Source organism: Amycolatopsis sp. YIM 10 (assembly GCF_009429145.1).
Taxonomy (GTDB): Bacteria; Actinomycetota; Actinomycetes; order Mycobacteriales; family Pseudonocardiaceae; genus Amycolatopsis.
Map to the genome: position 1 here is coordinate 4,796,902 of NZ_CP045480.1, position 26,430 is coordinate 4,823,331.

Sequence of the window (26,430 nt, forward strand, 5' to 3'; positions counted from 1 at the left end):
CGGGCGGCGTGATGAAGAATCCAGCGTCCGCGGAGCCCGTCACCCGGCGGTCACGGGAGTTGCCGAAGGTCGTCGCCGCGTCGATGAGCGGCACCGCCATCGAGTTCTACGACTTCTTCCTCTACGGCACCGCCGCGGCCACGATCTTCGGCACCGTGTTCTTCCCGGCGGACGATCCGCTGGTGGGAACGCTGGCGGCGTTCGGCACCTACGCGGTGGGATTCGTCGCCCGTCCGCTCGGCGGTGTCCTGTTCGGGCAGATCGGCGACCGGCTCGGCCGCAAACGCGCGCTGATGACCAGCCTCGCGATCATGGGCGCCACGACCGTCCTGATCGGACTGGTCCCGTCCTATGCGAGCATCGGGGTGCTCGCCCCGATCCTGCTGACGGTGCTGAGGATCCTGCAGGGACTCGCGCTGGGCGGTGAGTGGGGCGGCGCCATCCTCCTGATCGCCGAGCACGCCGGGCAGCGGCGCCGGGGATTCTGGGCGAGCTGGGCGCAGGCCGGCGGTCCGCTGGGCAGCCTGTTGTCGACCGGGGTGCTGGCGATACTGGCGGCGGTCCTGCCCGCGTCGGAGTTCAGCGACTGGGGCTGGCGGGTGGCGTTCCTGCTCTCCGCCGTGCTGATCGTCATCGCTTACGTGCTGCGCCGCGCGGTGGAGGAATCGCCGGTCTACCGGGCCGCGGCCGCCCAGCCGGTGGCGCGGCCGAAGAGCCCGTTGCGCGAAGTGCTGCGCACGCACCGCAAGGCTGTTCTGCTCAGTTTCGGTGCGTGCGCCGGGGAGAAGGCCACCTACTACACCTTCGGCATTTTCGCCTTGTCATACCTGGTGGACGAGCGCGGTGTCGCGCGCGGCGAGGTGCTCAACGCACTGACCGTGGCCTCGGTGTTCTGGTTCCTGTCGATGCTGGCCGGAGGCTGGCTCTCGGACCGCTTCGGCCGCCGGACCATAACCGTGCTCGGTGCGCTGGGCGCGGCGATCTGGATTCCGCTGAGCCTGGCCTGGCTCGCGCACGGCCAGGTTCCCTCGACCACGGCGATCCTGGTGTCGCTGACCGTCGGCGTCGTGTTCGACGGTGTCATCACCGGCGGGCAGGCCGCGTTCTTCGCCGAACTGTTCCCGACATCGGTGCGCTGCACCGGGGCGTCGCTGGGCTACCAGCTCGCCGGCATCGTCGGCGGGTCGCTCACCCCGATCGTCGGCGTCGCCCTGCTGGCCGCCACCGGATCGGTTGTCCCCGTTGTCCTCTTTGTACTCGCGATGCTCGCCTTGACCGTGGTCGCGATGACGATCGCCGGGGAGACCCGGCACCGCACGCTCGACGACATCTGAGCCCGCACAGGAAAATTCGCAACGAAAACGCATCGGAGAGCAACCGCATGACCCTGGAAAAGACCGTCGCGGACCTGGCCACCCGGGTCGAAACCCTGGAGGCCGAAGCCGAAATCCGGCGCATCCAGGCACGTTACATGTTCCTGTGCGACACCCCGTGCCCCGAGTTCGGTGTCCGTGACGACGAGCACCGCATCGAACTGATCATGGATCTCTACACCCACGACGCCGTCTGGGAGGGCGTGGGGGAGTACTACGACAACCAGTTCGGCCGCGCCGAGGGCGCCGACGCGATCCGCGCGCACTTCCGGAACTTCTGGGGCCAGAAGCGAGACCCGGAACTACTGCTCAACGCCCACTACCTGACCTCCGAGCAGATCCGGGTCGCCGGCGACGAGGCGACCGGGTTGTGGATCCACATGCAGCCCTGGCTGTTCTCCGACGGCACGTCGCTGCTGCGCTCCAGCAGGCTCAACAACGCGTTCCGCAAGGAGGACCACGGCTGGCGGATCACCCGTACCCGCACGGAGAACGTGTTCGTGGCTCCGCTGAACGCGGGCTGGGCCAGTGACTACCCGTCGGCGTCAGTGCTGATGAAGCCCTGAGCCGGTCAGGAGGCAGGCGCGGTGATGGTGACCGAACCCGTGGTGCACATCGTCGACGATGACGACGATGTGCGGCAGTCGCTGGTTTTCCTGCTCGAAAGCGTCGGCGTGCAGGCGCTGACCTATCCCGACGGCGACGCGTTCCTGCGCGAATTCGATCCCGGCGAGGTCGCCGTGGTCATCGTCGACGTGCGGATGCCGGGCATCAGCGGTTTCCAGTTGCAGGAACGCCTGCTGGAGATGGACTATCCCGGACCGGTGGTGTTCTGCTCCGCCCACGGTGACATCCCGATGTCGGTCCGCGCCGTGACGCACGGCGCGGTCGACTTCCTGGAAAAGCCCTACCAGCCGCAGCGCATGCTCGAACTGGTGCAGGCGCAACTGGAACAGGCCCGCGCGCGGTTCGCCGAGCACGCCGACCGGCGGGCCGTGCGGGAGCGGCTGCGAACCCTCACCCCACGCGAGCGCGAGGTGCTCCGGCTGGTCATCGAGGGGCTGCCCAGCCAGGTCATCGCCCGGCGGCTCGGCGCCAGCATCAAGACCATCGACGTGCACCGAGCGCGGATCAAGGCCAAAACCGAGGCGGACAGCCTCGGCGCGCTCGTGCGCGACATCCTCCTGCACCGCTTCACCGTCTGAGCAACTCGTATCAGGAAGGACCGTTGAATGAAGAGGTTCTGGCACCCGATGGGGCCGTCGACACCCGACCCGGATCGCGAGACCCTGGTCATCGTCGCCGGTGAGGGGAACCACGTCACCGACAGCGAAGGCAACCGGCTCCTCGACGGGGTGGCCGGACTGTGGAACGTCAACGTCGGCCACAACCGGCCGGAGGTCAAGGCCGCCATCCACGCCCAGCTGGACCAGCTGGCCTACTACCAGATGTTCGACGGCGTCGCGCATCCCCGCGTCTACGACCTCGCCGACCGGCTCACCGCGATGTTCGACCAGGAGGACATGCAGCGCGTGATGTTCGGTTCCAACGGTTCCGACGCCGTGGAAACCGCGCTGAAGATGGCCCGGCAGTACTGGATCGCCGCGGGCCGGCCCGCCCGCACGCAGTTCCTGTCGCTGCGCAACGGTTACCACGGCCTGCACATCGGCGGGACCTCGATCGGCGGCAACGCGGTGTACCACCACAACCACGGTCCCCTGATGCCGGGAACGCACCTGCTGGACGCGCCGTGGCTGTACCGCAACCCGTGGCGGACCGACGACCCGGACGAGCTGACCGACCACCTCGTCCGCCAGCTCGAGGACAGGATCGAGTTCCTCGGCGGGCACACCATCGCGGCGTTCGTCGCCGAGCCGGTGCAGGGAGCCGGTGGCGTGATCGTGCCACCCGAGCACTACTGGCGCCGCGTGCGCGAGGTGCTCGACCGCCACGACATCCTGCTGATCGCCGACGAGGTCGTCACCGGATTCGGCCGCACCGGCAATCTCCTCGGCAGCCGGGGCTGGGGCGTCTCGCCGGACATCCTCTGCTTCGCCAAGGGCATCACCGCGGGCTACATCCCGCTCGCCGCGACCCTGTTCAACGGCCGGATCAGCGAGGCCATCGAGAACGGGCCCGGCTTCTCCAACGTGGTGATGCACGGTTACACCTACAGCGGCCACCCCACCGCGTGTGCCGCGGCACTGGCCGTGCTCGACCTGGTCGAGGCCGAGGACCTGCCCGGCAACGCCGCCTCGGTCGGGGCGGTGCTGCTCGAAGCGCTCAAGGACCTCGAACGCCACGACGTGGTGGGCGAGACGCGGGGCAAGGGGCTGATGGCGGCCGTGGATCTCGTCGCCGACAAGCGCACCCGCGAACCGGTCGATCCGGCTTCCGGGATCGCACTGCGGATCGCCGCGCAAGCCCGTCGTGAGGGAGTCGTCGTGCGGCCCGCCGGAACGAAGATCATCATTTCGCCCCCGCTGACGCTGACCGCCGAAGAAGCCCGCACCATCGTGCGCGCGATCGACACCGCGGTGGACGCCGTCGGCTGAAGACACGGCGCCGGCAGCCTCTCGCGGGGCTGCCAGCGCCGTGTTCAGCGGGTGAGGGCGTGTTCCACCCAGCAGCCGGTGGTGAGCAAGGCGTCTTCGCGCCAGGACGTGCCGATCAGCTGAAGCCCCAAGGGAAGTCCCTGTTCGGTGCGCAGGCCGGGCACGGTGAGCACCGGCAGCCCGAGTGCCTGCCAGGGCCTGCTCAGCACGGGATCGCCCGTGGCGGCGAGGCCGGCCGGTGCCGGTCCGGGTGCCGCGGGACCGATGATGGCGTCGTAGCGGGAGAACAACTCCGCGATCGGGCGGTGCGTGTCGGCGACGACGCGGCGGGCGTCGTCGTAGTCCTGGCGGGAGGTGTCGGCGCCGGTGCGCAGCAACGTGGCCAGTTCCCGGCTCAGCCGGGGTGCGAGGGCCAGTTCCGCGGCGCGTTCGCGGGCCGCCTCGTAGGCCATGATCACCGGATGAGCGGTCGTGAGCCGGTCGACGAGATGCCCGTCGGTGAACTCGTCGACCTGGGCACCGGTCCCGGCCAGCTGGTCCCGTGAGTGGTTCAGCGCGGCGGCCATCGGCGGGTCGACGTGGCGGGGCCGCCAGATCAGCAGCCGCGGCGGGACGTCCGCGGTCGTCGCCGGATCGGGGCAGCCGGTCAACGCCGACCAGGCCAGCGCGAGATCCGTGACACGGGCGGCGAAGAAGCCGTGGCTGTCCAAGCTCGGGCTCAGGCCCACGACACCGGTGCCGGGGAACCGGCCGTGGCTGAGCACCAGTGCCGCGACACCGCAGAACGAAGCAGGCCGGGTGACCGATCCGGCGGTCTGTGAGCCCAGCGCCAGTGGCACGTGCCCGGCGGCGACCGCGGCGGCGGATCCGCTGGAGGAACCGCCGGGAGTGTGGCCGACCGCGGCGGGGTTGCGCGTCTGGCCGGGGGAGAAGTAGGCGAACTCGGTGCTCACCGTTTTCCCGGCGGGCATCGCCCCGGTGCGGCGCCACGCGGTCACGATCGACGCGTCGTCCCGCGCCGGTGCGGCATCCGCGCGCAACGGTGATCCGCACCGGGTGGGCAGGCCCGCGACGTCGATGATGTCCTTGACCCCGAACGGCACCCCCGCCAGCGGACCACTGCGGGGTGGCTCGACGGCGGGGACGTCACGCGTCACCCAGGCCAGGACCCGCGATTCGGTCGCTTCGATCCGGGACCGGGAGGTGTGCGCGGCCGCCGTGGTGTCCGCGACGAGTTCCCGCAGCGACCACGGCTGCCAGAGCCGGTCGCCGGTCACGGGCGCGCCCAGGCGGCGTCGGCGGTCCAGTAGTCCATGCCGCCGGCGCTGACCCCGTGGCGCCACTCCGAGGTCCGCCGCAGCAGCGGTTCGACGGTGGCGGTGACGGAGTCGGCCGCGTCGGGCCCGTCCTCGGGCACCTGCCAGTGCACCCAGTTCAGTTCGCGCCCCTTGGCGTCGTGGACGAACAGGTCGACGTGGCGCCACCCGTAACCGTGCGTGTCGTTGTAGCAGGTCAGGGTCATGCGCTCGGAACTGCTCACCGGAGGACCTCCTCTGAACCGGGTCAGGCGGTCAAGCTGTGGAACCGGCGCCGGAAGTAGACCAGCGCACCGCTGTCGTCGTGGGTGATCACCTTGTCGACCTCGACGAACACCACCGAATGCGAGCCCTGCGGCTGCTCGGCGACGATCCTGCCGAGCACCGACGCCGGTGCCCCGCGCAGCACCGGGACGTCCTCGGACTCCAGGTCCCAGCGGTCGGTGCCGAACCGCTCGGCGGTCGGCACCTTCGTCGCACCGGCGAAGTGCATCGCCAGCTCCTCCTGCTCGGCACCGAGGATGTTGACGCAGACGCGCCCGTTGGCGACGAGTATCTCGCGGGAACGGCTCAACCGGTTGACGCACACCAGGACCGTCGGCGGCGAATCGGTGACCGAACACGCCGCGCTGACGGTCATTCCCGCGAGACCGCGGGGACCGTCGGTGGTCACCACGTTGACCGCGGCCGACAGGTTCGCCATCGCGGCGCGGAACTCGCGCTGGGCTTGGGTCAGCTCTGACACGTTTCCTCCTGGGCGGTGCCGCTACCGGAACTGCCTTGACGGTACGAGCGGGCCGGGCGTCCGGAAATCGAGAGTTCCCGTCTCCGGCTGAGGATTTCCCTTACCCGGCAGCGAACGGGAGGCTGAAGCCGAAGCGGGAACCGCCGGCCGGGGAAGGTTCGGCCCACATGGTGCCGTGCTGGCGGGTGATGATCCGGTAGCTCAGCGCCAGCCCGATCCCGCTGCCGTGCTCCTTGGAGGTGAACGTCCGTGCGAAGGGATCGTGCCCCAGGCCCCGGCCTTCGTCGTCGACGGTGACCACCCCGGCGTCGCCGGTGGCGCTGGTGGTGATCCTCAGATGGCGCCGCGACGGATCACCGGCCGCCATCTCGTCGATGGCGTTGAAGCACAGGTTGAGCACCACCTGCCCGGTCAGCACCCGTTCACACCGCACCTCGACCGGGGTTTCGCCGAGATCGGCCAGGACCTCCACTCCGGCGGGTTCGGCGCGCAGGCGCACGAAGTACAGGCATTCCCCGACGATGTCGTTGAGGTCGGCCACCTGCTCGACCTGTTCGAGATGGCCGACGAACGCGCGTACCGACCCGACGATGGTGGCGGCGCGCTCGACCTGGCGCACCGCGTTGTCGATGCCGTAGACGACACGGGGTGCGGTGGCCTGCGCGTCGGCGCGGGCACCGGCCAGGAAGTTCCCCGCGGCGGCCAGCGGCTGGCCGAGCTCGTGCGCGATGGCCATCGCCATGTCACCCATCGCGGTGTAGCGCGCGAGGTAGTTCTCCTGGTGCAGCTCGCGTTCCCGGCGAACCTGGCCCTGGATGCGCTCGGACACGTCGTGCAGGATCATCAGCGAGGCGTCACCTGTTCCGAGGTTCTCGAGGCTGCCCTCCAGCCACACCGGCTCGCCGTTCGCGCCGCCGGGGATCTCCAGCTGCACGGTGGTGGCCGGTGTCGCCCGGCGATGGACCTCTTCCCAGGTGCGGACGCGCCCATCGAGTCGTAGCCGCCCGTAGTCGGTCACCTTGCCCAAGGGCTCGGCCGCCTCGGCGCCGATCAGCGCGGTCGCGGTGTCGGTGGCGAACCGCACCACGCCGGCGGCGTCGAGCATGAACGCGGCCGTGGATGTGTAGTGGGCCAGCGCGTCCACCCAGGACGTGGTGAGGCGCAGCTGCCGTTCTACCGCCTGTTCCCGCTCGATGTCGCGGAACTGCACCATCAACGCGGGACCCTGCGACAGTTCCACCCGGACCGCCACCGCGTCCGTCGGGATGACCCGCCCCGACCTGCTCCGGTAGTGCCACTCGACGCGGTTGAACCCCCGCTCGGCGGCTTCTTGCAGCCAGGCGCGGCCGAGCACGCGATCGTACTGCTGCGCGGAGCTGCTCATGTCGTTGGCCTTGAGCGGCCGCAACTCGGTGACACTCCACTCGAGCATTTCGCACGCGGCCGGATTGGCCCACAGGATGTTCTTGGTGGCCGCGTCGTGGATGAGCACGCACATTCTGCTGGCGTGCATCATCGCGACGAAGTCCTGCGTGGTCAGCTCGGGAGCCTGCGGTTCGACCTGCACCTGACCAGCCTAAACCCCGGGCGGCCGACCGGCGCCTGAAGAAATCCCCTATTCCGGCAGAGCTTGTACCGATACCGCGTCTCCGGTCGCTGTTTTTACTGTCGGTGCCAAGCGAAGGACGAGGAGGAGCAATGGTGCACGTCCAGGATTCCGTGGACACCACTGCGGTTTTCGACGAGGTGCTGGCGGAACTCGAGCAGCGGCGGACCGAGTTCCGTGCGCAGCGGTTCGTGCCGAAGGACTTCGTCGAACGACTGAAGCAGACCGGCCTGTACCGTTCGGCTACTCCCGCGAAATTCGGCGGCGAACCATTGCCACCGGCTCGATTCCTGGACCGGATCGAGCGGATCTCGGCGGTCGACGGCTCCACCGGCTGGGTGGCCAGCTTCGCCTTCTCCCAGGTCTACCTGGCCGCGCTGCCGCTGGAAACCCAGGCGGAGCTTTACCGGGACGGCCCGGACCTGGCGTTCGCCGGCGGTCTCTTCCCGATCCAGCCCGCCACCGCCACCGACCGCGGCTTCCTGGTCGACGGGCACTGGAAGTTCGCCAGCGGCTGCATGGGCGCCGACGTCCTCGGTGTCGGCATTCCCGGCGACGAATCGAACGACGGCAAGCCGCGAACCGCGGTGCTGCGTCCCGATCAGGTGGAAATCGTCCAGGACTGGGACGTGGCGGGCATGCGCGGCACGGGGTCCTTCGATCTGGTCGTGCGCAACGTGGAAGTGCCGCGCGAGTGGACGTTCACCCGGGGTGGAGAGCCCACTGTGGACGAACCGCTCTACCGGTACCCGGCCGTCGCCTACGCCGCTCAGGTGCTGGCCGTCACCGGTGCCGGGATCGCCCGCGCCGCGCTCGATCACGCCGAGCGGGTGGGCGGTGGCTACGCCGGGGTGACCGGGGCGCCCAAGCTGGCGGACCGGTCCTACTACCGGACCGAGGTCGCCGCCGCCGAGGCCGCGCTCCGCTCGGCGAGGGCGTGGTTCTACGACCTCAGCCACGAGGTGTGGGAGACGGTCGTATCCGGTGGCGACGCCACCGACGAGCAGAACGCCCACCTCAGGCTCGCTTCCGCGTACCTGGCCAGGACGGCCTCCGAGACCGTCGGCAAGATCGTCGAAATCTCCGGCACCGCGCCGATCCACAACGACCACCCGCTGCAACTGCTGTTGCGAGACGCGCTGGTGCCCAAGCAGCACGCGTTCCTCGGCCCGGCGATGTACGACTCGGCCGGTGCGGTGCTGATGGGTCTGCCGCCGACCACCGCCGGTTTCCGCTGAGCCGCCGACAATCACCAGGAGAACAAGAATGGCGAAGCCGCTCCGCGTGCTTTTCTGCATCGGCATCAACCAGAACTTCTTCGACCTGCCCGCCGACGGCATCACGACCGGCGACGTCTGGCAGGCGACGGTGTCCATGATGGACCAGCTCAAGGCACTGCCGGGGGTGGCGTTCATCGGCGACTTCGACGACGACTCGCATATGGTCGGCCCGTCCGAGGGGTGGCCGTGGACCTGCTACCTCCTCGCCGACGTCGACACGCAGGAGACGGTCAAGGCGGCCTGCAACCTCTTCCGCACCACACCGGTCGGGGACAGCGCGTTCAAGCTCTGGCGGTTCGCCAAGGTCGAAGCCCGCATGGGCCGTGCCCTCACCGTCCGCGAGGACGTCACGCTTCCCGACTGATCCCCCGGAGACACCGATGAACGAGAACATCATGGACGTCGCGCCCGCCGACCTGGTTTCCGGCGACCGCGTCGCCGGCCGCCTCTACACCGACCCGGCGATCTTCGAGCTGGAGATGACCCGGATCTTCGAGCGCACCTGGGTCTGGGTCGCACACGAGAGCGAGATCGCCAAGCCGGGCAGCTTCAAGTCGACCCGTGTCGGCCGCCAGCCGGTGATCGTCACGCGCGACCGCAGGAACGCCATCCACACCCTGCTCAACCGCTGCCGCCACCGGGGCGCCAGCCTGTGCGAAAAGCCCCAGGGCCAGGCCAACGGCTTCACCTGCCCGTACCACGCCTGGTCCTACAGCCTGGACGGCAAGCTGCGCGGCATTCCGTATCCCGACGGCTACGAAGGCGTCGCGGACAAACGTGATCTGTCGCTGAAGAAACTGCGCACCGAAAGCTACGGCGGAATGGTGTTCGCGACCTTCGGCGAAAACATCGAACCGCTCGAAGATTTCCTCGGCGACGTCAGGTTGTGGATCGACCGGTTCATGAAGCAGGGAGGCGGTTATCCGATCAAGGTGCTCGGCAAGCACCGGTTCAGGTTCAAGGGGAACTGGAAGATCCAGCTGGAGAACACCACCGACGGTTACCACTTCCCGATCGTGCACCGGTCGTGGATGGCCTCGGTCGACGCCGAGACCGCCGACATGATGTCGTTCATGACCGATCCCGAGGCGATCACCCACGACCTCGGGCACGGCCACAGCGTGATGCAGATGGTGCCCGAGCACTCCGACCTCGATGACGACGACGGCAGCGAACCGCTGCAGGCGCGTTTCGCGGGGCTCGTCGACGAGCTGTCCAAGACGCTCGACGCCGCGCAGGTGCGCAAGGTGGTCCGGGCGATGCACGGCACCGGGTTCAACCTCAACCTGTTCCCCAACGTGTCGATGTCCATCGCGTTCTTCCGCGTGCTGCGGCCGATCGCGGTGGACGAGACGGAGATCGAGCACATCGCGCTCGGTCCGGACGGGCCGCCCGAACTGGATCCGGTCAACCGGGAACGACTGCGCATCCACGAGCACTTCCAGGGACCCTTCGGGTTCGGCACGCCGGACGACGCCGAGGGCTGGGACCGCGTGCAGCGTGGTGCGCAGGGCGCGCCCGAGATGCCGATCATGGTCAACCGCGGCCTCGCCAGGGAGAAGGCGAGCCCGGAGGGCTGGCCGACCTCCCACGTCACCGACGAGACCGGCATGCGCGCGGCCTACCAGCAGTGGAAGCGGATGATGAGCGATGACTGAGGCAGTCCCCACCACCGATCCGCGGGTCGCCCGGGCGATCGACCTGATCTGGCGCGAAGCGGCCCTGCTCGATCGCGGGGAGTACTCCGCGTGGAACGCGCTCTACACGGAGGACGGTTTCTACGTCATCCCCATCGACCCCGGCACCGACGACTTCGCCGGCACGCTCAACATGGTCTACGACGACGCGCGGATGCGGCAGATGCGCGTGAACCGGATGACCGAGGGTTACGCCATCGCCGCCGTCGACGCCGCCCGGACCGTTCGCACGGTGTCGGGATTCGTGCCGGAGTCGGTGTCCGATGTGGACGTCGTGCTGCGGTCGGCGCAGGTGCTGATCGCCTACAAGCGCGGGTCCCACGACATCTGGGCCGCCGACGTGACACACCGCGTCCGGCTCTCGCCGACCGGTCCGGCTGGTGATCGGATCGTGCTGAAGGTGGTCCGGCTGGTGAACAGCGAGGACGCCGTGTCCGCCGCGGGGTTCCTGCTGTGACCGCCCCAGCGCGACAGGTCGCCGTCGTCACCGGCGGGGCGAACGGGCTCGGGGAGGCGATCGTGCGCCGCCTGCACACCGGCGGCTGCCAGGTCGCCATCGCCGACCTCGACGGCTCCGCCGCGGACTCACTCGCGGAAGAACTCGACGGTTCCGGTGCCACGGCCAAGGGCTACCCGGTCGATGTGAGCGTGCCCGCCGAGCTGGCGGGGTTGCGTACGGAGGTGCTCGACGACTTCGGCGAAGTGCACATCCTGGTCAACAACGCCGCGCTCACCCGGGCCAGACCATTGCTGGAGATCACCGCCGAGGAACTCGAGACCGTCATGGCCGTGAACTTCTCGGGCACCTTCCACGCCTGCCAGCTCTTCGGCTCCTACCTGGCCGAGCGCGGTTACGGCCGGATCGTCAACATCGCCTCGCTGGCCGGGCAGAACGGCGGCACCACCACCGGTGGTCACTACGCGTCCTCCAAGGGCGCGATCCTGACCGCGACCAAGGTGTTCGCCCGCGAACTCGCCGCTCGCGGGGTCACGGTCAACGCGGTGTCACCCGGACCGCAGGACAGCCCGGCCGTGCACTCGATCGTGGGCGAGGACAACCTCGACGCGCTGGCCAGGAACATCCCGGTCGGGCGTCTCGGCGATCCGGCGTTCATCGCCGAGATGGTCGCCCTGCTCGCTTCTCCCGGCGCCGCGTCGGTCACCGGCGCGTGCTGGGACGCCAACGGCGGCCTCTACCTGCGCTGAGCGATCGGGAGGGAACTCGGGAGGGAACGATGACGAACATCCTGGTCCGGGTGGCGGAGGTGATCGAGGAAACCGCCGCCATCCGCACCCTGCGCCTGGTCCGCGAGGACGGTCGGCCGCTCGGGCCCTACGCGGCCGGTGCCCACATCGACGTCACCGGTCCGACCGGCCTGGTGCGGCAGTACTCGCTGTGCGGTCCGCCATCGGAGGGGGCGTCGCTGCTCATCGCGGTCAAGCTGGAGCCGGAGTCGCGAGGCGGGTCCGCCGCGCTGCACGCGGTATCGGCCGGCGATCACCTCAAGATCGGTGAGCCACGCAACCTGCTCACCGTCTCCGCCGACGCGGACAAGCACGTGCTCGTCGCCGGGGGCATCGGCATCACGCCGCTGCTGAGCATGGCCTACGAACTGGACGACCGGGGCGCGGAGTTCGAGCTGCACTATTTCGCCCGCTCCCAGGATGAGGCCGCTTTCACCGACCTGCTCCGGGCACGATTCGGTGAACGGGCAAGGCTCCACTTCGGAGTGCCGCGCACCGGGCAGCCCGCCGTACTCGCCACCGTGCTTCCCGGCCTGACCTCGGCCAGTCACGTCTACACCTGCGGTCCGCAGGGTTTCCTGGACCAGGTCGCCGCGGTGTTCACCCCGGCGGTCGGCGAGAACCACTTCCACGTCGAGCACTTCACCGCCACCGAAATCGACACCAGCGGCGACACCCCCTTCACCGTCCAACTCGACACGGGGGAGAGCTTCGAGGTCCCGGCGGACCGGTCCATCCTTTCCGTACTGACCGAGAACGGCATCGAGGTCGCCAAGTCCTGCGAGGAAGGCATCTGCGGCTCCTGCGTCTCGGGTGTTCTCGAAGGCGCCCCCGACCATCGCGACAACTGCCTCTCGGCCGCCGACAAGGCCGCCTGCGACCAGATGGCCCTGTGCGTGTCCCGCGCGCTGACCGGCAAACTGGTGATCGAGCTGTACTGATCCAGCGTGGCCCACCAGGCGGCCCATCGACCAGACTTGCGGGACAGCGCCTAGACTCGCGCCGGTGAACGCGCGACGGGTAGAGCCCGCACCGGGCCCGACGAGCCGCGTAGCCTACGGCAGCGGCAGGCGAGCGCTGCTCGAAGCCGCCATCCGAGTCGTTGCGGCCCAAGGGTTGCGTGGCCTGACCTACCGTGCGGTGGCCGCCGAGGCGGGCGTCACCCACGGGTCGGTCCGCTATCACTTCGGGGATCGGGACACGCTGATCGAGGAAGCGCTCACCTTCTGCGTGGAGCGCGGCATCGAGGGTGTCGAACTGACCTTGGACGAATCCGGGTTCGACGATTTCGCGGCCGGTATCGTCGCCATGGTCGCCGCTGCCCCGGAGGCGCAGGCCTTCCAGTACGAGCTGGCACTGGAATCCCGGCGCCGCCCGGAACTGCGGCCGGTGATGGAGCGGGTCAACGACTCGTACCGGGTCGCCGTGCACCAGGCGCTCGTGCGCAACGGCCTCGACGATCCCGCCCTGGCCGAGCTGGTCTTCATCGCCATCGACGGGCTGGTGTTCCACCAGACCGCGTTCGGCAACACCGGGCGGACCGAGCGCGCCGTCAAGGTCCTCCGGAAGCTGCTGACGGCGTACGCGGCCACGTGACCACTCAGGACAAGCTCGCGCGGCGGTCCGTCCAGCCGGACAGCGGCTCCAGCGCCGAGGCGAGCCGGATGAGCACGGCTTCGTCCCACGGCCCGGCCACGAGCTGGGCACCGACCGGCAGGCCGCCGGCCGAGGTGTGGACCGGCAGGGAGATGGCCGGGAGGCCGGTGATGTTGCAGAACGAGGTGAACGAGATCATCTGCGTCTCGGTCAGCCGCCGACCGCCGGGATTGTCGACGGCCTCCCGCAGCACGGTCCCGGCGAGCGGCGGCAGGCAGGCCAGCGTCGGCGTCAGCAGGACGTCGAACTCGCGGCCCCACTGGGCGACCACCCGGCGCGACTCTTCCTGCAACCGCAGCGAAGCCCGCACATACGTGCCCGAATCACGGGTCTTCGCGCGCTCCATCCGGTACCGCAGCTGCGATCCCACCAGCTCGGGGTGGTCGAACGGGAAGGCGCTCAGTGATGCGTCCAGCACTGTCTGCGTGTAGGCGGTCCAGCCTTCCTCGCTGAGGAACTCGAGATCGACGGGGCGGACGTGGTGTCCGAGCGATTCCAGCAACCGCCCGGTTTTCTCGGCCGCCTCAACGCATTCCGGGTCGACCGGCGTCCCCGTGGGCGAGGTGGTGAGCAGGCCGACGCGCAGCTGTCCCTGGGCTGCCCCGACCTCGTCGAGGAATGGCCGCCGCGGCGCGGGCGCCTGGTACCAGGCCAGTCGATCCGGCACGGACAGCACGTCGAGCAGCGCCGCGGCGTCGCGCACGTACCGGGTGACGGCGCCTTCCACGGTCGCGTGTTCCCAGGCGGCGACCCGCTGCGGGATCCGGCCGCGGCTCGGCTTGAGCCCGACGAGCCCGCAGCACGACGAGGGCACCCGGATCGAGCCGCCGCCATCGGAGGCGTGCGCGACCGGCGCGAACCCGGCGGCCACCGCGGCCGCCGCGCCACCGCTCGACCCGCCAGGGGAGTGGGCGAGCCGCCAGGGGTTGCGGGTGCTGCCGAACCGCTCGTTCTCGGTGGTCGTCAGCAGTCCCATCTCGGGCGAGTTCGTCCGTCCCTGCAAGAGAAAACCCGCGTTCAGCAACCGGGGCACCACGGGGTCGTTCCCGGCGCGGGGCATGTCCGTGACACCCAGCGAGCCGAAGGTGGCCGGCTGCCCGTCGACCTGGGTCAGCTCCTTGATCGGGATCGGGATGCCGTGGAACGGCCCGAGTTCCTCGCCGTCGACGATCGCCTGTTCCGCGGCCTTGGCCTGGGCCCGCACGTCATCGTCGTCGCGCCACACGAAGGCGTTGACCTCACCGTCGTGGCGGTCGATCCGGTCCAGGTAGGTGTCGACGATCTCGACCGGGCTCAGTTCCCGGCGGTGGACGGCGGCGGCGAGGCCGGCGGCGGAGTCGAAGGGGTCCATGGAAGTCCTTTCAGCGCAACATCAGCAGTTCGTGGCAGCGCCGCCGGGTGTCGGCGGCACTGGGGGCGTCGAGCACCAGGCGGCCCGACGCCATCACCAGCACCCGGTGGCACCAGGCCAGGGTCTGGTCGGGGTGCTGGTCGACGACGAGCACCGACACACCGGTCGCGGCGACCCGTCCCAGCGCCTCCACCACGTCGCGCACGACGGAGGGCTGCAGTCCCTGGGTGAGTTCGTCGACGACCACCACGCGCCGCCCGGCCAGCAGCGCCCTGGCGATGCCGAGCTGTTGTTTCTGGCCGCCGGAAAGGGTGCCCGCGAGCTGGCGGCGGCGGTCGGTCAGCAGTGGGAAGACCTCGCGCGGGTCGACCGCCGGGGTGAACGACTTCCTGGCCGCCAGCGCCAGGTTCTCCTCGACGGTCAGGCTGCCGAACACGCCGCGATCCTCCGGCATGAGCGAAGCGCCCCACCGCGCCAAGAGGTCCGGGCGGTTCGGCGGCACCGGGTGGCCGTCGAGCGTGATCTCGCCGCCCTGGCGGACGGCCAGGCCGAAGATCGTCCGCAGCAGCGTTGTTTTGCCCATCCCGTTGCGGCCGAGGAGCGCGACGATCTCGCCGTCACCGATTTCGGTGCTCGCTTCGCGGACGACGGCGGCCTGACCGTAGCCGCCGTCCAGCGCGTGGAGAGTCAGCATCAGCCCGCCCCCAGGTAGGCCTGGCGCACGGTGGAGTCGGCGACGACCTCGTCCATCGAGCCGTGGGCGATGACCCGTCCCTGGTGCAGGACGGCGACGTCGTCGGCGAGTTCGCGGACGATCTCCATGTCGTGTTCGACGATCAGCATCGCGCAGCCGGTGCGAGCGATGACGTCACGCAGCGCGTGCACGAGCTGCCTGGCGTCGTCGGGGCCGAGCCCGGCCGCCGGTTCGTCGAGCAGCACCAGGCGGGGCGCGCCGGAGAGCACGATCGCGAGTTCCAGGCGGCGCCGGTCGGCGAGGGCGAGCGTACCCGCGACGGTCTTCTCGTCGACGGCGAGATCCTGGTACGGCGCGGGTAGTTCGACCTCGGCGGGGGCACCGAGCCGCGCCAGCCGGATGTTGTCCGCCGGGGACAACTCGGCGACGACACTGGGGATCTGGAACATCCGCCCGACACCGAGGCGGGCGCGGGCGTGCACGGGTGACGCCGACGCGTCCCGGCCGAACAGGCGCAGTGTTCCGGCGTCGCCGGCGAGCTGTCCGGTGACGATGGCCAGCAAGGTGCTCTTGCCCGCACCGTTGGGCCCGATCAGGCAGACGCACCGGCCCGGTGCGACGGTGAGGTCCACGCCGTCGAGTACCCGCACGGGGCCGAACGACTTCGAAATCCCGTGCAGGACAAGGACAGGCCCTTCGGCGGCCGTCGTCGGCCACGGCCGGGGCCGGACCTTCGGAAGCGTGACGGCGGGTCTGCCACGCCGCAGCCACGCACGGATCGTGCCGGCCACCCCACCGGGCAGCAGCCGGACGACGAGGATGAACGCGGCCGCCAGGGCCAGGATGTACCAGCTCTGCCAGGAACTGCCCAGCAGTTGGTTGCCCGCCGTGAGCACCACCGCGGCGAGGAACGGGCCCAGCACCGACTCCCGGCCACCGACGGCGAGCCACACCAGCACGCTCGTCGACAACCCCAGCCCGAAGACCAGCGGGGAGACGAGCCCGGCGACCGGCGCGTACAGCGCTCCCGCGGTGGTCGACACGGTCGCGCTCGCCACGAAGGCCATCGTCCGCACGCGAACGGTGCCGATGCCGGTCTGCTCCGCCCGCTCGGGATTGCGGGCCGCGGCGACCAGCCGGGCACCGAACCGGCTCCGCAGCGACCAGGTGCACAACGCGACCACGGCGGCCGCGACGACCAGCGTCCGGTAGTAGCCGGTGACCACGCCCGAGTCGGACACCGACAGCCCGTTGGACCCGCCGGTCACGGACGTGAAGCTGGTCGCCGCCTTCTGCAGCAGCAGCCCCGCGCCCAGGGTGAGCAGGATCAGTGGCGCGTCGGGAACGGCCGACGCCAGCCCGATGCCCGCGATGAGCAGCGCGATCACCGCCGACGCGGCCAGCGCCGTCGGCAGGGTCAGCGCGAGCGGCCACCCGTGCTCCTGGCCGAGCGCGACCGCGTAGGCACCGAGTCCGAAGAACGCGGCGTGACCGACGCTGAGCATCCTGGCGCGGCCCCAGGCGAGATCGAGCCCGTACGCGAAAAGCCCGTAGGCCAGGCCGAGGGTGAGGATGGCCAGGGTGAACGCGCTGAGCCCGAACGGCGCGGCCGCCAGGGCGACGGCGAGCACCGCCAGGAGCGGGATCCTCCGCATCAGCAGCCTTCCCGCGGCACCGTGTCGGCGACCGGCCCGAACTTCGCGGTCACCGGGTAGCCGTCCGGCGAGATCGTCACAGCGGACATGTCCGCCTGGAGAATGTGGTTCTCGGGCGCGAAATGCGTACCGGCGCCCAGCGGTGAGTCGAACCGGAGGGAACCGACCTCCCGGTTGATGGCGACCGGATCGCTGCCCGCCTTCGCCGCCGCGGCGAGCACGAACTGGATGCCGAAGTAGGCGTTGCCCGCGACCTCGGGAATGGGCTGGTTCCACTGGTACTTCGCCCGGTAGTCGGCGACGAACCGCCGGCTCGCGGGATCCGGCATGCCGTCGGCCCAGCGAACGGCGTGGCGCCTGCCGGTGGTGAGCGCGCTGAGCGCGGGGTGGTAGTCGGCGTCCAGTGGTGCGCCCTCGAAGCCCAGTTCCGGGGTGAGCAGGCCGAACTGCTGGGCCTGCTGGCTGAACGCGATCGCGTCGGCGCCGACGACCATCGAGAGCAGGACGTCCGGATTCGCGGCCTTCAGCCGGGTGATGACCGGCTGCCAGTCGGTCTGGCCCAGCGGGCTGTACTCCTCGGCCACGACGGTTCCGCCGCCGGCCTGCGTCAGCTCCTTGGCCAGCCCGGCGTAGAGATGCGGGTAGTTGTAGTCCGAACCCACGATGGCGACCCGCGCGCCGTGCTGCTGGAGCAGCCAGGGCAGCATCGGGGTGAGCAGCTGGCGGGTGGACTCGCCGAATCTCCATTGGTAGGCCGAGCACCGCTCGGGGTCGCCGAGGATCGCGGTGAAGAAGGGGATCCTGTGGTCGTCGGAAACCTTCGTCACGGCGTCGGCGGTGTCCCCGGTGATCGTCCCGAACAGCACCGACACCTTGTCCTGCTGGATGAGCCTGCGCGCGAGCTGGGTGGAGTTCGCCGGGTCGCCGGCGTCGTCGGCGACGACGAACTCGACCTGCTTGCCGCCGATCCCGCCGGCGTCGTTGACCTTCGCGACGCCGAGTTCGAACCCCTGCCGCAATGCGGTGCCGGACTGCCCGACCGGACCCGTGAGCGGCACGATGACCCCGATCTTCAGCGGACCGCCGGTGTCGGCGTCGCCGGAACCGGAGATCGCCGCGCCGGCGCAACCGGTGGCGGAGAACAGGATCAGCGCGGAGAGCGCGCAGACCCGACGGCGAAACGACGGGACCATGAGAAGAACCTCCGAATGCTGGGGCGCGAGCGCGCCGCGGCGATACCGAAAACGACGACGTAGAACAGGGCGTCCGCGACGACGTCGGACAGCCGGGTCCGCAGCAGCACGGCCAGCGCGGACACCCCGAGCGCGGCGAGCGCCGCGGTGGCGAGCGAGCCGGGACGGCTGAACAGCAGCGCGAAGAAGACCGGCACGAGCAGGCTGAAGCCCATCGTCGGGCTCACCGCCAGCGTCGGGCTGTACAGGGCACCGGCGAGCACGGCCAGCAGCCCGCCCGCGACGAACGCGGTGGTGCGCAACCGGTTCGGATCCGTGCCGAGCAACCCGGCCATGGACGGGTTGTCCGCGACGGCACGCAGCGTCAGCCCCCACCGCGTCCGGTGCGCGGCGAGCAGAACCAGGCCGATGACCGCGACCGCGATGAGCGAGCAGACGAGGCGATACGCCGGGCCCGAGGCGCCGAACACGGTCACCGAGCCGTCGACCGGCGCGGTGACCGAGCGCGGCGTGGCGCCGAACGACACCTCGGCGAGCTGGCGCAGGGCCATGCCCACGCCCCAGGTCACCAGCATCGAACCGAGCCCGTCCGCCCGCGAGCGGCGCAGCAGCACGCGCTCGATGACCACCAGCAACGGGATGGTCGCCCCGAGAACCAGCACGACGCGCCAACCGAACGGGAAGCCGATGAGGGTGGCGGCCGCGTACGCGCCGATCATCGCGAAGTCGCAGTGCGCCAGGTTCACCACGCGCAGGGCCGCGAAGACGGTCGCGATCCCGACGGTGAGCAGGCCGTAGAGCCCGAACTGGCTCAAGATCGCCAGTAGCACGTCCACGTGCCACCCCTTCCGTCGCGGTTCGGGGTAGCATCCGCCGATCACGGTGGCGAATGTGGTGCTCGGGCGCACAGCAGTGGTCGGCGAGTGCCCTTTCGCCGGACCCCGGGAGGCCGAAGGAGGCGTCATGCCGACGGAACGCACGAAGGGTGGATCGCTGGTCTACGGCTACCTGGACACGGCGGCGCCGCATCGCGGGCGAGCCGCGGACACCGTCGTGGTCAGTTCACCGGGCGGGCCGTACGAGGCGGAAATGCGCCCCTACCGCTTCGGCGCGCTGAACGCGTGCGAGATCACCGGCGACCAGGACGTGCACGTCCGGCCCTGGCGTCGATCCGGTGTCGCCGCCCTGCTGGCGGGAGTTCTGCTCGGTGGCGGGGCCCGGCTGGAGCAGGACGGCCGCGAAACCAGCGCCGGTCCGGGGGAGTTCCTGCTCTACACCGGCTTCCGGCCGTTCCGGCTGGCCATCGCCGGGCCGTACCGGTACTTCGTGTTCAACGTCGCGGGCTCGCCGCTCACCCTGGAACAGAACGCCCTCCGCCGGATCGGCGCCGATCAGCAGTTCTCCGGGAGCCCGGCGGCGCGGATCTTCGCCGCGACGGTGGCGGAGTTCGCGGAACAGGCACCGCGCCTGGATCCGGCCACCGGCCGGGAAATGGGCGAGCACGTGGCCTGCCTGCTGCGCACCGTCCTGCGTGGCACAGCGCGGTCCGACGCCAAACCGGGCAACCTGTACGCGCGGGTGCTGGACTACATCGATGATCACCTCGGTGACGACCTCGCGCCCGATTCGATCGCCGCGGCCCACCACATTTCCGTGCGGTACCTGCACAAGCTGTTCCAGCAACAGGGCGAGACAGTCGGCGGCCACACCCGGCGACGGCGCCTGGACCGCATCCGCCGGGCGCTGGCGGACCCCGGCTTCGCTCACCGCCCGTTGTCGAGCATCGCGGCCCAATGGGGAATCACCGAGGCGAGCCACTTCAGCAAGCTGTTCCGCGCCGAATTCGGGATCTCACCAAGGAAGTTCCGCGAAGCCGCACTAGCGGACGTACGTTCCTGAGGCCGGTTCGCCAGCGCGGCCGCGTACGCCGCCCGCAGCGCCCTGCCCGCGCCGTCGAGGTCGTCGTATCGCCGCAGCCGGGCGCGCATCGGCAGCGTGCCCGCCTGGCCCCAGCGGTCACCGGCCTGCCGGAAGCGGGTCAGTGCCGCCGTCACATGGTGGGCCAGTCATGGCCGTCGTCGCGGGATCCTCATCGGGCTCGTCGAACGCGGAATCGTCTACCCATTCCTGATCGGCTTCATCGTTGCCGGAGCGGCACTAACGACGCACCTTCCGGAGAAGTAGCAGCACGCCGAGCAGCACCAGAACGCCACCGCCGCCGTACAGCCATGGCCAGCCCGCCCACGGGGTGTGCCCGTACACCGTGACGAGTTCGTTCTGCCCATCCGTCTTGGTGAGGTCGCGGGGTACGAGGATCACGTCGTCCGGTTCGAGGAGGTCGTTGTTCTCACGGAACTCGTCGAGTCCGGAGTGGGTTTCGCCGTTGGCGTCGATCACCTTGCCGTTGGCGATGAAGAGGGTCATCAGTTCCAGGTCGTTGTTCGAGCGCTTGACCAGTGCGACGCGACCCGAGACGCGCTCGGTGTCGCCACCTGCCTCCTGCACCGCGCGCCGGATCCGGGAGTTGAGGGCGCAACTGGTGTCGAAGCCGTTGGCAGCGAGGGGCTCGGTGCTGGTCCGTTCCGAGCAGGGGAACACGCTGAGCAGCCGGGACAGCAACTGCTCAGGGGAGTAGGAGGCCGCGAGATTGGCTTGACGGTCCTCGGGTGCTTCGCCGTAGCCGGGCAGGCGATCGTTCTTGACCGCGGCCGACTCCCAGTACTCCTTGAGGAGGTTCGGCTTGGGATCCGGTGCGTCGGCGGAACCACAGGCCGACACACCCAAGCCGATCGCGACCAGGATGGTGGCGAGCAGTCGAGGGTTGGTACGCATATCTGGAAGCATGGTGCCGCCGTCCGGCCGGCAGCCCCGCTTCGGCCGGAACCTGCCACGGACACGGACGGAGGTGGCTCATGTCGGCCAAGGGCACGGTCACGCTCATCGCGGCCATCATCGTGGTGATCACCGCGTTGGCGGTGTGGGACATCCAGTCGTATCCCGACCCGCCGTCCGGGGACACCACGCCCAGCGTGCCCGACCTGCCCGCCACGCCCTGCCCGGAGTCCACCGCCGAGCCGGCGCGTTTCCCGAACGACGTCAGCGAGATCGCCGCACCCTACGCGGGCCAGGGCCCGCACCCGGTGTACGGCTCCTTCGAGTCCTACGACGAGGGCGTGGCGGGCCGGGTCCTGTCCCGCAAGGGCGACGACACGGACTGGCCGGACCTCCCGGACGGCTGGCTGGCGCTCAGCGCCTCGTCGCCGACCGTGCGACTGGTGCTCTGCGAGTACGTGGTCGGCATCGGCTCCGACCGGGTGGACACGTGCGAGTACGCCGCACCCCGCTACACCGCCCCGGTCTACGAAGCGAAGTACCGGTTCCTCTTGTACGAAGCGAAAACAGCGCACGAGGTGACCAGGTTCGACCTGGACGGCACCAAGGTCAGCTGTGACGACAACGTGCCCTACCAGAAGGAAGATGGCGCCGGCTTTGTCGTGGCAAAGCGGGTCGACGGCGCCGCGCTGACCGAACGACTCCGCCCCTTCGTCGAACCCGCCCGCTGAGTTCAGCCGCCGCGGCGGGGGAGCCACCGCGGGTCGACTGAGATCGTGTCGGGGGTCAGTCCGTAGTGGTCGGCGACCTCGCGCAGCCGCTGTTCGCCGCGGCCGAGGACGAAGCGGTGCCCGTCGGGGTCGCGCACGACGAAGTCCCGCATGCCATAGGGGCGGGAGGCCACCGGGTCGGCGATGTCGGCACCGGCTTCGCGGTATTCCGCGCACAGGGCGTCGGGGTCGTCGACGTACACGTAGAACGACTGCGCCGGCGGGGGACTGTCGCCGGTCCAGTGCACGAGCAGCAATCTTTCGATCTCGCCGCTGGCCAGGGCGGCGAGGCTGTCGTCGGTGGTGCGCCAGGCGAAGCGGAAGCCGAGAGCTTCCTGGTAGTAGTCGATCGAACGGTCCAGGTCGGTGACCGGGATCTCGGGCATGAGGTGCTGCCAGCCGGTCAGGTCGGTGTGTCCGTCAGCAGCCATGCCGTCCTCCCTTTCCAGCGTGTCCACCGCCGCGAGCAGGCGACGGACCTCGTCGAGGCGGGCCTCCAGCCGGGCGCGGTGGTCGCGGAACAGTTGGCGCCGTTCGGCTTCGCCGGTGCCGGCGAGGATGCGGCGGATGTCGGCGATGGGCATGTCCATCGAGCGCAGCAGGGCGATGACCCGTGCGGCACCGGTCTGGCCTTGTGTGTAGTAGCGGTAGCCGGACCGCGATTCACGACCGCCGGGTTCGAGCAGCCGCAGCCGGTCGTAGCGGCGCAGCTGGGGAATGCTCAGGCCGACCAGTTCGGCGAACTGCCCGATCTGCCACCGCTCGGAATGATCGTCCACAGCACGGATTCTGCGGCCCTGACCCGCGTCAGGGTCAAGCGGCCCGGCGGCCGTCCCGGATGCGGGATCCGGGTGCGGCCGCCGGGAACCGGTCAGGAACGGTGCCGGGCGGCGGCGATGGCGCCGAGGATGTAGCCGTATCCCTGGGCGAAGGCTTGGGATTGGGCGGGGTCGGCGTCGCTTTCGGGGACGTGGTCGGGATCGACCGCGCCGTCGTAGCCTTCGTCGGCCAGGATGTTGATGATCCTGGTGTGGTCGATGTCGCCGTCGTCGGGCCAGGTTTCGACGAAGTCGTCGCGCCTGCCCTTGATGTTGCGCAGGTGGATGTTGAACACGCGTTTCGTGGCGACCAGTTCGCGGACGATCGGGTAGACCTCCCGCTGGGGCTCCCACAACATCTCCGACAGCGTTCCGCAGCACAGGTTCAGGCCGTGGTAAGGACTCGTACGCAGGTCCAGGAACTTGAACAGGCCCTTGCCGCCGGGAACGCTGAGCACGTTCTCCTCGACGCCGCGGTATCCGCCGGGCGGGGTGCCCGGGTCCTGCGGGTGGCAGGCGAGGCGGACCCGGTACTCGTTCGCCACCGGGACCACGCGTTCGAGGAAGTAGTCGATGCGCTCCCAGAACGTGTCCGCGTCGACCTTGCCCGCGATGGTGTCGGGCAGGGTGTGGTCGAGGTCGCGCGCCCGGAACCGGCGCAGGATCGCGCCGCCGCGGCCGGGTACCTCCCCGGTGCTGATGACGCCCAGAATGCTCATGTTGTACTTGATCGTCCTGACACCGGCCTTGGCGCAGGCCGCGATCATCTTCTGGACGTCCTCGATGTCGCGGTCCCGTTCGGGGCTCTTTCCCAGCATGATCGCCGGGCGGTGCTCGGTGTCGATCAGGGTCGAGCCGAGGAACGGCAACGCCACCATGTCCATTTCCATGCCATGGCTCTCGATGCGTTCCTTTTCCCGCTCGACCTCGGAGACCAGCCAGTACCCGCGATCGCCGGTGCCCTGGTCGTGGGGCGGGTCCACCGGATAGCCGCACACCCTGGCGACGCCGTGGCGCTTGAACTCCCGCAGCATGGCGGGTGTCGCGCCGCGGCGCTGGGTGCCCAGCACCATCCTGGGTTCGGCCGGTGGCCGCTGGGCGGGTGCCGCCGCGGCGGAGCCCGGTGCTCCCAGCATCGACACCACGCCCGCGCCGGCTGTCGCGGCGCCGCCGCGGAGCAGTGACCTACGATCCACGCTGACCGTCCTTTCCGGAGTGTTACCGCACGGGGCGGGAGCCTATGAGCGGCCCGCTCGTCACGTCCAAGCCCGAAAGGGCATCGCCCGATGTCTTCCGGGTATCCACCTGCGTCGCGCTCATCCGAGCAGGGCAAGCTCCGCGTTCAGAAGGCCGGTCAGGTAGTCGTGGCGGCCATCGGTGCGCCGGATGCCCCGGCTCGGGCCCTCGGTGATCATCAGGACGTAGAGGTGGAGCCGGTAGAGCGACAGCCGGGTGCGGGCGGCCGCGTCGAACGGTTCCGGACGGTACCCCCGCAGGAACGGGTGCTCCGGCTCGTCCTCGATCCGCCGGAACAGCGCCGGCGACACCAGATCCAGCAGCGGATCCCCGTAGAGGTACCGCTCGCCGTCGACCAGACCGGCCAGCCCGCCCGACGGGGACACCAGCACGTTTCCGTCCCACAGGTCGAAGTGCAGCAGGGCCGGGCGGGACACGGCGGCCAGCACGTCGTGATGCCGCTCGATCACCCCGTCCAGCGGCGGCAGCGGCACTTTCCACGCCGCGGCGTCGGCACGCAGCGCCGCGACGACAGCGGCGAAGGCGGTCGGCCAGTCCCGCCCGGACGGCCGGTCACCGGTGTAGCCGAAGTGCGGACCGGTGATCTCGTGCAGGGCGGCGACCGCCGCGCCCAGTTCGAGGCGGGCACGCGGCGCGTCCTGGCCGGCGAGCGGGCGGCCCGGCAGCAGTGTGGTGATGATCCAGTCGTCGGAGGCGGCCAGGACCGACGGCACCGGCACGTCCGGCGCGCGATCACGCACCAGGCGGCAATACTCCGCTTCGGCCGGGATCACCCCCTTCTCGTAGGTGAGCAGGCGAGCCGACGGCAGCGGTCCCACCTTGACCACGACCTCCCGGCCGTCGGCGAGCGCTGCCCGCCAGACGGTGGCGAAGGTGCCGCCGCTCAACTCGGCGGCATCGACAACTTCGACCGCGCCGAGGCCGTCGGCCAGCACCGACTCGACAACGGCGCGCGACAACGTGGGTTGGGTCGGACTGCGCACCCACCGAGCTTAGATCGCCCGCGGTTGCCGGCGGGGCAGGAAGACGGCGAACACCGCGGCCAGGAAAACCAGTGCGGCCACGCCGATGTCGGTGACGGCGGCGGCGGTCGCGACGGATCCGGATGGCTGGTTCAGGGAGAGGAACACCGCTCCGAGGCCGGCCACCCCGGCGACCTGGCCGAGTTGGGTCACGGTGGACGTGACGCCGCTCGCGCTCGCCGCGTCCGCGGGTGCGACGTGGGTCAGTGCCGCGTTGAGGGCGGGACTGAAGGCCAATCCCATGCCGACGCCGGAAACGACGACCGCCGCCTGGTAGAGGACGCCGGGGGACCCGAGGTTCGCGGTGATCGCGGCCACGACGAGGTAGCCCAGCGCCGAAAGGGCGAGCCCGATGGGGATCATCCGGTGGTGGAAGCGGGCGGGGACGCGCCGCCAGTTCAGGCTCGCCGTGCCGAAACCCACCGAGGACAGCACAAAGGCGAGGCTCGATTCCAATGTGGACAAACCGAGGCCGTCCTGCAGGTACAGCGCCATGGTGAACAGGAAACCCGCGTAGCCGGCCATCATGGCGAAGATCGAGGCGGCGGCGAGCGCCAGACCCGGGGCGCGCAGCACCGGGCCGGGGACCAGCAGCGCGGCGGCGCGGCGTTGGGTCCAGCTGAAGGCGGCGACGAAGACGGCACTGCCGGCGAGTGCTGCCCAGCCCCAGCCCGGCCAGCCCAGTTCATGCCCGAGCACGAGCGGTGTCACCACCATCAGCACGGCAGGGGAGAGCGTCAGCAGGCCGGGGAGGTCGAGGCCGGTGGTCGCGTCGGGCCGGTCGGCGGGCAGCAGCCGCGCCCCGGCCGCCAGCAGCAGGAGGCCGATGGGCACGTTCACCAGGAAGATCGGCCGCCAGCCGGTGCCCGCGATATCGGCGCTGGTCAGGACTCCGCCGAGGATCTGACCGGCGACCGCCGCTCCCGACAGCACGGTGGCGTAGACACTGAAGGCCCTGGCTCGGGCCGGGCCGTCGAGGGTGAGCTGGATGAGGCTGAGCACCTGCGGCACCAGCAACGCCGCGCCTGCCCCCTGGCCAAGGCGGAACGCGATGAGCTGCGTGGTCGTGGCCGCCAGTCCGCAGGCGAGCGAGGCGACGGTGAACAGGGCGAGCCCGACGAGGAACAGGCGGCGATGGCCGAACCGGCGGCCCAGTCGTGCCCCGGTGATGAGCAGCACGGCGTACACGATCGTGTAGCCGGCCACGACGAGTTGCAGTGCGGCGCCCGAGGCGCGCAGCTCGGTACCGATGGCGGGAGCCGAGACGGTCACGATGGTGGCGTCCAGGATGGCCATGAACTGCCCGACCAGGAGCACGGCGATCAGCCGCCCGGCCTGGTCGGGGCCGGTGTGGTGGAGATTTTC

General features: G+C 70.2%; 27 protein-coding genes. 13 read left to right on the forward strand and 14 right to left on the reverse strand.

The window, feature by feature from the left end; genetic code table 11:
• The first annotated feature begins 11 nt into the window (after positions 1 to 11).
• Genes YIM_RS22935 through YIM_RS22950 form a run of 4 tightly spaced genes read left to right on the forward strand, consistent with a single transcriptional unit; the run spans position 12 to position 3,928 of the window.
• Positions 12 to 1,334 carry an MFS transporter gene (locus YIM_RS22935; RefSeq protein ID WP_153032294.1) on the forward strand — a complete coding sequence of 441 codons (1,323 nt, stop codon included), beginning with the start codon at positions 12 to 14 and terminating at the stop codon, positions 1,332 to 1,334.
• Between the two features lie 47 nt (positions 1,335 to 1,381).
• Positions 1,382 to 1,939 (forward strand): nuclear transport factor 2 family protein, encoded by a 558-nt coding sequence (locus YIM_RS22940; protein WP_153032295.1) that lies wholly within the window; start codon positions 1,382 to 1,384, stop codon positions 1,937 to 1,939.
• A gap of 24 nt (positions 1,940 to 1,963) precedes the next feature.
• Positions 1,964 to 2,578 (forward strand): response regulator transcription factor, encoded by a 615-nt coding sequence (locus tag YIM_RS22945; protein ID WP_153032296.1) that lies wholly within the window; start codon positions 1,964 to 1,966, stop codon positions 2,576 to 2,578.
• Positions 2,579 to 2,605: 27 nt separating this feature from the next.
• On the forward strand, positions 2,606 to 3,928 hold the full coding sequence (locus tag YIM_RS22950; protein WP_153032297.1) for an aminotransferase class III-fold pyridoxal phosphate-dependent enzyme: 1,323 nt from the start codon (positions 2,606 to 2,608) through the stop codon (positions 3,926 to 3,928).
• Positions 3,929 to 3,972: 44 nt separating this feature from the next.
• Here the strand turns inward: YIM_RS22950 and YIM_RS22955 are convergent, their stop codons facing one another.
• The 4 genes from YIM_RS22955 to YIM_RS22970 form a co-directional block, all read right to left on the reverse strand.
• Entirely contained in the window at positions 3,973 to 5,205 is a 1,233-nt protein-coding gene (locus YIM_RS22955; protein ID WP_228004919.1) for an amidase, read from the reverse strand.
• Positions 5,202 to 5,468, reverse strand: coding sequence for a hypothetical protein (locus tag YIM_RS22960; protein WP_228004920.1), 267 nt, complete (start codon positions 5,466 to 5,468; stop codon positions 5,202 to 5,204). Before YIM_RS22960 ends, YIM_RS22955 begins: the two co-directional genes overlap by 4 nt.
• A gap of 23 nt (positions 5,469 to 5,491) precedes the next feature.
• Positions 5,492 to 5,989, reverse strand: coding sequence for a flavin reductase (locus tag YIM_RS22965; protein WP_153032299.1), 498 nt, complete (start codon positions 5,987 to 5,989; stop codon positions 5,492 to 5,494).
• A gap of 100 nt (positions 5,990 to 6,089) precedes the next feature.
• Positions 6,090 to 7,556: an ATP-binding protein gene (locus YIM_RS22970; RefSeq protein WP_153032300.1), complete on the reverse strand. Its 1,467-nt coding sequence runs from the start codon at positions 7,554 to 7,556 to the stop codon at positions 6,090 to 6,092.
• 131 nt (positions 7,557 to 7,687) lie between these two features.
• On the opposite strand from YIM_RS22970, the gene YIM_RS22975 reads away from it, so the two are divergent.
• The 7 genes from YIM_RS22975 to YIM_RS23005 all read left to right on the forward strand — a co-directional run bounded on the left by YIM_RS22975 (position 7,688) and on the right by YIM_RS23005 (position 13,413).
• The gene (locus YIM_RS22975) at positions 7,688 to 8,833 is read left to right on the forward strand and encodes an acyl-CoA dehydrogenase family protein (RefSeq protein WP_153032301.1); all 1,146 of its coding nucleotides are present in this window, start codon (positions 7,688 to 7,690) and stop codon (positions 8,831 to 8,833) included.
• A gap of 28 nt (positions 8,834 to 8,861) precedes the next feature.
• Entirely contained in the window at positions 8,862 to 9,239 is a 378-nt protein-coding gene (locus tag YIM_RS22980; RefSeq protein ID WP_153032302.1) for a hypothetical protein, read from the forward strand.
• 16 nt (positions 9,240 to 9,255) lie between these two features.
• Positions 9,256 to 10,533 (forward strand): Rieske 2Fe-2S domain-containing protein, encoded by a 1,278-nt coding sequence (locus YIM_RS22985; protein ID WP_153032303.1) that lies wholly within the window; start codon positions 9,256 to 9,258, stop codon positions 10,531 to 10,533.
• The gene (locus tag YIM_RS22990; protein WP_153032304.1) at positions 10,526 to 11,029 is read left to right on the forward strand and encodes an aromatic-ring-hydroxylating dioxygenase subunit beta; all 504 of its coding nucleotides are present in this window, start codon (positions 10,526 to 10,528) and stop codon (positions 11,027 to 11,029) included. Before YIM_RS22985 ends, YIM_RS22990 begins: the two co-directional genes overlap by 8 nt.
• Complete coding sequence (locus YIM_RS22995) at positions 11,026 to 11,778, forward strand: SDR family NAD(P)-dependent oxidoreductase (protein ID WP_153032305.1); 753 nt, start codon at positions 11,026 to 11,028, stop codon at positions 11,776 to 11,778. Before YIM_RS22990 ends, YIM_RS22995 begins: the two co-directional genes overlap by 4 nt.
• 29 nt (positions 11,779 to 11,807) lie before the next feature.
• Entirely contained in the window at positions 11,808 to 12,758 is a 951-nt protein-coding gene (locus tag YIM_RS23000) for a PDR/VanB family oxidoreductase (protein WP_153032306.1), read from the forward strand.
• A gap of 64 nt (positions 12,759 to 12,822) precedes the next feature.
• Positions 12,823 to 13,413 carry a TetR/AcrR family transcriptional regulator gene (locus YIM_RS23005; protein WP_153032307.1) on the forward strand — a complete coding sequence of 197 codons (591 nt, stop codon included), beginning with the start codon at positions 12,823 to 12,825 and terminating at the stop codon, positions 13,411 to 13,413.
• 4 nt (positions 13,414 to 13,417) lie between these two features.
• On the opposite strand, the gene YIM_RS23010 is transcribed toward YIM_RS23005, so the two are convergent.
• Genes YIM_RS23010 through YIM_RS23030 form a run of 5 tightly spaced genes read right to left on the reverse strand, consistent with a single transcriptional unit; the run spans position 13,418 to position 19,202 of the window.
• The gene (locus tag YIM_RS23010) at positions 13,418 to 14,824 is read right to left on the reverse strand and encodes an amidase (RefSeq protein ID WP_153032308.1); all 1,407 of its coding nucleotides are present in this window, start codon (positions 14,822 to 14,824) and stop codon (positions 13,418 to 13,420) included.
• A gap of 10 nt (positions 14,825 to 14,834) precedes the next feature.
• A complete protein-coding gene (locus YIM_RS23015) occupies positions 14,835 to 15,518 on the reverse strand; it encodes an ABC transporter ATP-binding protein (protein ID WP_153032309.1) in 684 nt (227 codons plus the stop codon).
• Positions 15,518 to 17,173, reverse strand: coding sequence for an ATP-binding cassette domain-containing protein (locus YIM_RS23020; protein ID WP_153032310.1), 1,656 nt, complete (start codon positions 17,171 to 17,173; stop codon positions 15,518 to 15,520). The genes YIM_RS23015 and YIM_RS23020 overlap by 1 nt, the downstream gene beginning before the upstream one ends.
• On the reverse strand, positions 17,173 to 18,366 hold the full coding sequence (locus tag YIM_RS23025; protein ID WP_153032311.1) for an ABC transporter substrate-binding protein: 1,194 nt from the start codon (positions 18,364 to 18,366) through the stop codon (positions 17,173 to 17,175). The genes YIM_RS23020 and YIM_RS23025 overlap by 1 nt, the downstream gene beginning before the upstream one ends.
• Entirely contained in the window at positions 18,321 to 19,202 is an 882-nt protein-coding gene (locus YIM_RS23030) for a branched-chain amino acid ABC transporter permease (RefSeq protein WP_194240264.1), read from the reverse strand. Before YIM_RS23030 ends, YIM_RS23025 begins: the two co-directional genes overlap by 46 nt.
• A 127-nt stretch (positions 19,203 to 19,329) precedes the next feature.
• Between YIM_RS23030 and YIM_RS23035 the strand changes: the two genes are divergently transcribed.
• On the forward strand, positions 19,330 to 20,265 hold the full coding sequence (locus tag YIM_RS23035) for a helix-turn-helix domain-containing protein (RefSeq protein ID WP_153032313.1): 936 nt from the start codon (positions 19,330 to 19,332) through the stop codon (positions 20,263 to 20,265).
• Between the two features lie 258 nt (positions 20,266 to 20,523).
• On the opposite strand, the gene YIM_RS23040 is transcribed toward YIM_RS23035, so the two are convergent.
• Positions 20,524 to 21,198, reverse strand: coding sequence for a hypothetical protein (locus YIM_RS23040; RefSeq protein ID WP_153032314.1), 675 nt, complete (start codon positions 21,196 to 21,198; stop codon positions 20,524 to 20,526).
• Positions 21,199 to 21,278: 80 nt separating this feature from the next.
• On the opposite strand from YIM_RS23040, the gene YIM_RS23045 reads away from it, so the two are divergent.
• Positions 21,279 to 21,929 (forward strand): hypothetical protein, encoded by a 651-nt coding sequence (locus tag YIM_RS23045; protein WP_153032315.1) that lies wholly within the window; start codon positions 21,279 to 21,281, stop codon positions 21,927 to 21,929.
• A 2-nt stretch (positions 21,930 to 21,931) separates the two neighbouring features.
• Here YIM_RS23045 and YIM_RS23050 read toward each other — a convergent pair whose 3' ends face one another.
• From YIM_RS23050 to YIM_RS23065, 4 genes are all read right to left on the reverse strand, one after another.
• Positions 21,932 to 22,747, reverse strand: a complete 816-nt coding sequence (locus tag YIM_RS23050) for a VOC family protein (RefSeq protein WP_194240265.1) — start codon at positions 22,745 to 22,747, stop codon at positions 21,932 to 21,934.
• Between the two features lie 92 nt (positions 22,748 to 22,839).
• On the reverse strand, positions 22,840 to 23,982 hold the full coding sequence (locus YIM_RS23055) for a mannonate dehydratase (RefSeq protein ID WP_153032317.1): 1,143 nt from the start codon (positions 23,980 to 23,982) through the stop codon (positions 22,840 to 22,842).
• A gap of 120 nt (positions 23,983 to 24,102) precedes the next feature.
• Positions 24,103 to 25,026 carry a phosphotransferase family protein gene (locus YIM_RS23060; RefSeq protein ID WP_153032318.1) on the reverse strand — a complete coding sequence of 308 codons (924 nt, stop codon included), beginning with the start codon at positions 25,024 to 25,026 and terminating at the stop codon, positions 24,103 to 24,105.
• Between the two features lie 9 nt (positions 25,027 to 25,035).
• Positions 25,036 to 26,382, reverse strand: a complete 1,347-nt coding sequence (locus YIM_RS23065) for an MFS transporter (protein ID WP_228004921.1) — start codon at positions 26,380 to 26,382, stop codon at positions 25,036 to 25,038.
• Positions 26,383 to 26,430: the final 48 nt, after the last annotated feature.